The following is a 6,220-nucleotide window of genomic DNA, read 5'->3' as shown; positions in this document are numbered from 1 at the left end:
TGGACGGGGAAGACCCTCCCGGGTTGATGGGGGAGCGGCCCGGGGCGCAGGACGCGCGGGTCGTCGCGTTGCGATCCCCGTCGCAGGGTGGGCGGGGACGGCCGGGTCGGCGGTGGGTGTTCCACGGCGAGGTCGAAACGATCAGCGGCCCGGAGGCTGACCGGATCCGGGCGGAGCTCGCGGACGTGATTCGGGATCTGCTGCTGTGGGCCGCCGGCGAGGCTACCGACGACGCCAGCGGCGACGGTGGATTGGAGGAGGAGGCGGCGTGATCGATCCTGATCGTCCGTCCCGGGCGGCCGACCCAGGCCGTCCGGGACTCGGGCCGGCGCGGCGGGCGGCGGATCCGGCGAACCCGGCACTGTCGGACCTGGCGGTGTCGCCGTTCGCGATGCCGCTGGCAGGGTTGGCGCGGGAGGTCCGGGTCGCGTTCGCGGGGCGGACCTCGACCGAGGAGCAGCAGGACCCGCGCCAGTCGTTGATGCGTCAGCTGGACCGGGYGAAGTCCGCGCTGCCGGAGTCGTGGGTGATCGTCGCGCACTTCTACGATGTGGAGTCTGGCCGCAAGGACCTCGATCAGCGCGGCCACGGCGCGGACGTGTCCCGGTTCGACATCCCGATCCCGCGCGACGGCGGGATCGACGACCTGTTGGCCGAAGCCGAGCATCCGCGCTGCCGGTTCGATGCGGTGATCTGCGAGTCGATGTCGCGGATCGCCCGACGGATGTACGAGAACCTCGCGATCGAACGCCAGCTCGAACAGGCCGGGGTGGCGTTGCTGGCGTGGAACGAGCCGATCAAGGTCGACGGTCCGCGGGCAGGGCAGATCCTGCACCGGCGGATCAACCAGTCCGTCGCCGAGTACGAGGTCTGGAACACCCTCGAAAGCTCGTGGGGTGGGCTGTGCACCCACGTCCGCGACGGCTGGAACATCGGCAAACCGCCCTACGGCTACCGGGCCCGCAGCTACCGGCACCCGAACTCCGCCAAGGCCGACCGGGGAGCGACCAAGACCCGCCTCGAACCCGACGGGGCACGCGGGGAGACCGTCACCCAGATCGCGCACTGGCGCTACTACCGCGGGCTCGGCTACGGCGCGATCGCCGAGGCRCTCAACGCGGACCTGGAGCGTTACCCGCCGCCAGAGCCGGTCGGCGGTGCCTACCGAGCCCGCGGGGCCTGGTCGAAGTCCACCGTGGYCGATCTGCTGCGCAACCCGAAGTACACCGGCTACCAGGTGTTCAACCGGCGTGCGAGCCGGTCGAGGCACGGGGCGGTCAACGGGCCGGAGAAATGGGTCTGGTCCGAACAGCTCGTCCACGAACCGCTGATCCCGAAATGGATGTTCGACGAGTTCAACGCCCACCGCCAGACCCGGCGCGGCTCCCGGCAGCACAACGACCTCAACGCCCATCCCGCCACCAAGCGGACCTACGTGTTCCGGGGCATGGTCCACTGCACCTGCGGGCGGCGGATGTTCGGCAACGTCCGCGACCCCGGTGCACCCGTCTGGTACATCTGCTGGCCCAAGGCGAACAACCGAGGCCGCGACGACAAGCTCGCCGACCACCCCAAGACCGTCCGCATCCGCGAAGACGTCCTCGAAGCCGCGATCACCGACTTCTACGCCGAACGCGTCTTCGGCCGCAGCCGGATCGCCCTGCTGGCCGCCGAACTCGCCAGCTACGACGACCGCGCCACCCAGCAACGCGCCGCTGAACGGAGCAGGCTCCGCAAGAAGATCGACGACCTTGGCCGGCGGCAGGACAACCTGCTCCGGCAAGCTCAGGACGGCGACCCCGACGACCCGTTCACCCAGGGACTGCGAGCCACCTACAACCAGCTCGACACCGAGCGCAAGACCACCCTCGCGAAGATTACAGAGTTGGACGCTGCCGACGACGCCGAACCCGACCGGCCAGGCCCCGACAGCCTCACCCTCCTCGACGCCCTCCCGACACTCACCCTCAAGCTCGACAAGGCCCCCGAGGAGCTACAGCGACGCCTCTACGAGATCACCCAGCTCACCGTCCACCTCGATCACGAGAAGCAGGAGGTACAGATGATGATCAAAATTCCGGTCACCGACCTCGACACCGTCGCTGACCTCGCGGAAGTGGCCGCCAACACCCCCGCACCGCGTACGACAGCCACCCGGCACCTTCACCGCGTGGATGCAGTACGTGCCCCCGGCAGGATTCGAACCTGCGCACCCGCCTCCGGAGGGCGGTGCTCTATCCCCTGAGCTACGGGGGCCCCGGGTCAACGCGGCATACGTTACCAGGACGGAACGCCGGATCGGGAATCCGGGTCGCCGTAAGCTTCCGGTGTGTACCCTGCCACCCCCCGAGTCCTCGTCGTCGACGACGACGCGGTGATACGTCAGCTCGTGGTCGTCAACCTTGAGTTGGAGGGCTTTGAGGTCCATACCGCCGTAGACGGCGTGGACTGCCTGGAGATGGTGCGCGAGATCGCCCCACAGGTGATCACGTTGGACATCATGATGCCGAGGATGAACGGCTGGGACGTGGCCGCCCGGCTGCGGGAGGAGCCGGACACCGCCGCCATCAAAATGATTATGCTGACCGCCCGGGCCCAGGAGGCCGACGTCAAGCGTGGGATGCGGGTCGGGGTGGACTACTACCTGACCAAGCCGTTCGACCCGGACGAACTCATCGGTGTGGTCCAGCGGCTGGCTGCCGGCCAGCCGGTCTGACCCGGCGCCGATAACATCGCCGTCATGACCCCCGCCGATCTCGCTGACGCCATCGTGACGGCCATCGGCCGCGCGGTCGCGGACGGCGACTTGGACGTGACTGTGCCGACCGCCGTCACGGTGGAGCGGCCGAAGACGCCCGAGCACGGGGACTACGCCTCCCCGGTCGCGCTCCAGCTTGCCAGGGCCGCCCGTCGTCCGCCGCGCGCCGTCGCGGAGACGTTGGCCCGGCGGCTCGCTACCGACAGCGAGCTCGCCGCCGTGGACGTCGCCGGCCCGGGGTTCCTCAACTTCCGGCTGGCCGACGCCGCCCTCGGAGAGATCGCCCGCACGGTGGTGTCGGCCGGTGACCGGTACGGCCGGGCGGTCAGGCCACGAGGTGTCCGGGTCAACCTGGAGTTCGTCAGCGCGAACCCGACCGGCCCGGTGACGCTGGCCTCGGCGCGCCGGGCGGCCGTCGGGGACGCCCTGGGGCGCATCCTGCCCGCGGCCGGGTTCGAGGTGGGCACGGAGTACCACGTGGGCACGGAGTACTACTACGACCGCGGGGCGTCCGAGCAGGCCCTGGACGACCTGGTCGACGCGGTCGGGGCCGACGCGGCGCGGTACTGGCTGGTCCGGTCTTCGCCGGATTCGGCGCTCGATCTGGATCTGGACCTGATGGCCCGCCAGACCAGTGACAACCCGGTCTTCTACGTGCAGTATGCCCACGCGCGGATCAGCTCGCTGCTGCGCGACGCCGGCTCCCTGGGCCTCACGGCCGCGACCGAGCCGGTCGACGTCGCCCTGCTGACCCAGCCGCGGGAGGGTGAGCTGCTGCGCGCGCTCGGCGAGTTCCCCCGAGTGATCGAGTCCGCCGCGAGGCTGCGTGGCCCCCATCGGCTCGCCCGCTATCTCGAGGAACTTGCCGGGGTCTACTACCGGTTCTACGACTCCTGCCGGGTGCTTCCGCAGGGCGACGCCGAGCCCGGTCCGGCCACCGGCGCGCGGCTGCTGCTCGTGGCAGCGACCCGGGTGGTGTTCGCGAACGGCCTGGGACTGCTCGGGGTCAGCGCCCCCGAGCGGATGTGACGAGCGGTCGGTCCGGGCGTCCGGGCATCCTGGCGGGTTCGGGAACGAGCCGGTTGGAAAGCGTGAAACAGGCGRCATGAGGCAGGCCAGGCGGCATGAGGCAGGCAGAGGCGAGATGAGCGAGATCGACAGCCCGGCGGTGGTGCCGTTGGAGGAGAAGCCGTTGGAGGAGAATCTGTGGCCGGCCACGGCCCGGCTGGACGCCGACGGTGTGCTGCGAATCGGTGGGATCCGGGTTAACGAGCTGGCCGCCGAGTTCGGCACGCCGGCCTTCGTTCTCGACGAGGCCGACTTCCGGGCCCGGTGCGCGGCTTGGCGGCGGGCGTTCGCCGAATGTGACGTCTACTACGCGGGCAAGGCCTTTTTGTGCCGCACGATCGCTCGCTGGGTGGATGAGGGGGGTCTGAATCTCGACGTCTGTACGGGCGGGGAGCTCGCGGTGGCCCGCTCGGTCGGTTTCCCGGCGGATCGACTGCTCTTCCACGGCAACAACAAGTCCGTCGCGGAACTGCGGGCAGCCGTCGGCTATGGCGTCGGGCGGATCGTCGTCGACTCCTTCGCCGAGATCACCCGCCTGGCAGCCGTCGCCGCCGAGGCGGGCGTGCGCCAGCGCGTGCTGATCCGCGTCACCCCGGGCGTGGAGGCGCACACACATCACTACGTCTCCACCGGGCAGGAGGACCAGAAGTTCGGGTTCTCGCTGGCCGGCGGGTCGGCGGCCGAGGCGGTGGAACGCGTGCTCGCGGCCGCCGGTTCCCTCGAACTCGTCGGCCTGCACGCGCACATCGGCTCGCAGATCTTCGACACGGCCGGGTTCGGCCTGGCGGCGCACCGCCTGGTGGGCCTGCTCGCGCGCATCCGCGACACCCACGACCTCGAACTGCCCGAGCTCGACCTCGGCGGTGGCCTCGGCATCGCCTACACCGGCGAGGACGCCCCGCTGGAGGTCACCGACGTCGCCGAGCGGCTGACCGCCGTGGTCGGCAAGGAGTGCGCCGCCGCGGGCCTGACCGTCCCGCGCCTCGCGGTGGAACCGGGACGGGCCATCGTCGGATCGACGACGGTGACCCTCTACGAGGTCGGCACTGTCAAGGAGCTGCCCGGGCTGCGCACCTTCGTCAGCGTGGACGGCGGCATGAGCGACAACATCCGCACGGCGCTCTACGACGCCCGCTACACCGCCCGGCTGGTCTCCCGGACCGGTTTGGCCACGACGCACGTCGTCACGATCGTCGGCCGGCACTGCGAGTCCGGGGACGTCGTCGCCCACGACGTGCCGCTGCCCGACGACGTCCGGCCCGGTGACCTGCTGGCCATTCCCGCCAGCGGCGCCTACCACCGGTCGATGGCCAGCAACTACAACCACGTGGCGCGGCCACCGGTGATCGCCGTGCGCGACGGCGCGGCCCGGATCATCGTCCGGCGGGAGACCGAGGACGACCTGCTGCGCCTGGACGTCGATCCGGGCGTGAAGGTCGATCCGGGCGTGAAGGTCGAGCCGGGCGCCGACCCGGCCTCCCCGGAGGTGGCGCGGTGAGGATCGCGTTGCTCGGCTGTGGGGTCGTCGGCAGCGAGACCGTCCGGCTGTTGCAGGCCAACGCCGCCGATCTCGCCGCCCGGGTCGGGGCTCCCCTGGAGCTCGCCGGGATCGCGGTGCGCAGGCCGGGCCGCGCCCGCGCCCTCGACGTGGATCCGGCGCTGTTCACCGGGGATGCGGCGGGCCTCGTCGCCCGGGACGACGTCGACATCGTGATCGAGCTTGTCGGCGGCATCGAGCCGGCCCGCTCCTGGCTGCTGTCCGCCCTGCGGGGGGGTAAGTCGGTGGTCACCGCGAACAAGGCCCTGTTGGCCTCGGACGGCGCGACGCTGCACGACGCGGCCGCCGCGGCCGGCACCGATCTCTACTACGAGGCCGCCGTGGCCGGGGCCATCCCGCTGATCCGCCCGCTGCGTGAGAGCATGGCCGGGGATCGTGTGCACCGGGTGCTCGGCATTGTCAACGGGACGACCAACTTCGTGCTGACCCGGATGGACGAGATCGGCGCGTCGTTCACCGAGGCACTCGCCGAGGCCGGGGCGCTCGGATACGCCGAGGCCGATCCCTCCGCCGACATCGATGGGTTCGACGCGGCCGCGAAGGCGGCCATCATGGCCCAGCTGGCCTTCCACTCCCGGGTAACGATCGACGACGTCTACCGGGTCGGCATCGGTGAGGTCACCACCGCCGACATCGCCAGCGCCCGGGAGCTCGGTTGCACTGTGAAGGCGCTCGTGGTGGCGGAACGCTCGGCCGAGACCGAGGGGATCAGCGTGCGGGTCCACCCGGCGATGATCCCGCGCACCCACCCGCTGGCCGGGGTGCGGGAGGCCTTCAACGCGGTGTTCGTCGAGTCCGAGGCGGCGGGCCAGCTGATGTTCTACGGCCAGGGCGCC

Annotated in this window: 5 protein-coding genes, 1 tRNA gene and 2 pseudogenes; 6 read left to right on the top strand and 2 right to left on the bottom strand. The window is 70.9% G+C overall.

The annotated features are described in order from the left end of the window. Together KBI5_RS26105 and KBI5_RS28605 are read left to right on the top strand one after the other, a co-directional pair. Positions 1-272: pseudogene (locus tag KBI5_RS26105) on the top strand (hypothetical protein); the annotation flags it as partial. A 119-nt stretch (positions 273-391) separates the two neighbouring features. Beyond that, a pseudogene (locus KBI5_RS28605) lies at positions 392-1,564 on the top strand (recombinase family protein); the annotation flags it as partial. Positions 1,565-1,993: 429 nt separating this feature from the next. Here KBI5_RS28605 and KBI5_RS26100 read toward each other — a convergent pair. Next, positions 1,994-2,167, bottom strand: a complete 174-nt coding sequence (locus KBI5_RS26100) for a hypothetical protein (RefSeq protein WP_157902427.1) — start codon at positions 2,165-2,167, stop codon at positions 1,994-1,996. A gap of 17 nt (positions 2,168-2,184) precedes the next feature. Next, a tRNA-Arg gene (locus tag KBI5_RS04230) sits at positions 2,185-2,256 on the bottom strand. A gap of 73 nt (positions 2,257-2,329) precedes the next feature. Here KBI5_RS04230 and KBI5_RS04225 point away from each other — a divergent pair. The 4 genes from KBI5_RS04225 to KBI5_RS04210 form a co-directional block, all read left to right on the top strand. Continuing rightward, positions 2,330-2,716, top strand: a complete 387-nt coding sequence (locus tag KBI5_RS04225; RefSeq protein ID WP_011438104.1) for a response regulator — start codon at positions 2,330-2,332, stop codon at positions 2,714-2,716. Between the two features lie 24 nt (positions 2,717-2,740). Continuing rightward, positions 2,741-3,787 (top strand): DALR anticodon-binding domain-containing protein, encoded by a 1,047-nt coding sequence (locus tag KBI5_RS04220; protein WP_011438103.1) that lies wholly within the window; start codon positions 2,741-2,743, stop codon positions 3,785-3,787. Between the two features lie 115 nt (positions 3,788-3,902). Then, entirely contained in the window at positions 3,903-5,324 is a 1,422-nt protein-coding gene (lysA, locus tag KBI5_RS04215; protein ID WP_049760988.1) for a diaminopimelate decarboxylase, read from the top strand. After that, the coding region (locus tag KBI5_RS04210) for a homoserine dehydrogenase (protein ID WP_085014377.1) at positions 5,321-6,220 on the top strand (900 nt) is incomplete at its 3' end. The genes lysA and KBI5_RS04210, both read left to right, overlap by 4 nt.

This window comes from Frankia sp. KB5 (assembly GCF_002099325.1).
Taxonomy (GTDB): domain Bacteria; phylum Actinomycetota; class Actinomycetes; order Frankiales; family Frankiaceae; genus Frankia; species Frankia casuarinae.
The sequence above is the reverse complement of the archived record's forward strand: the minus strand, read 5'-3'. Positions and strand labels throughout refer to the sequence as shown.

What these genes read in the sequence shown, in the direction of transcription:
- KBI5_RS04220 (WP_011438103.1), top strand. Translation starts at nt 2,741, where the DNA reads ATGACCCCCGCCGATCTCGCTGACGCCATCGTGACGGCCATCGGCCGC.
- lysA (WP_049760988.1), top strand. Translation starts at nt 3,903, where the DNA reads ATGAGCGAGATCGACAGCCCGGCGGTGGTGCCGTTGGAGGAGAAGCCG.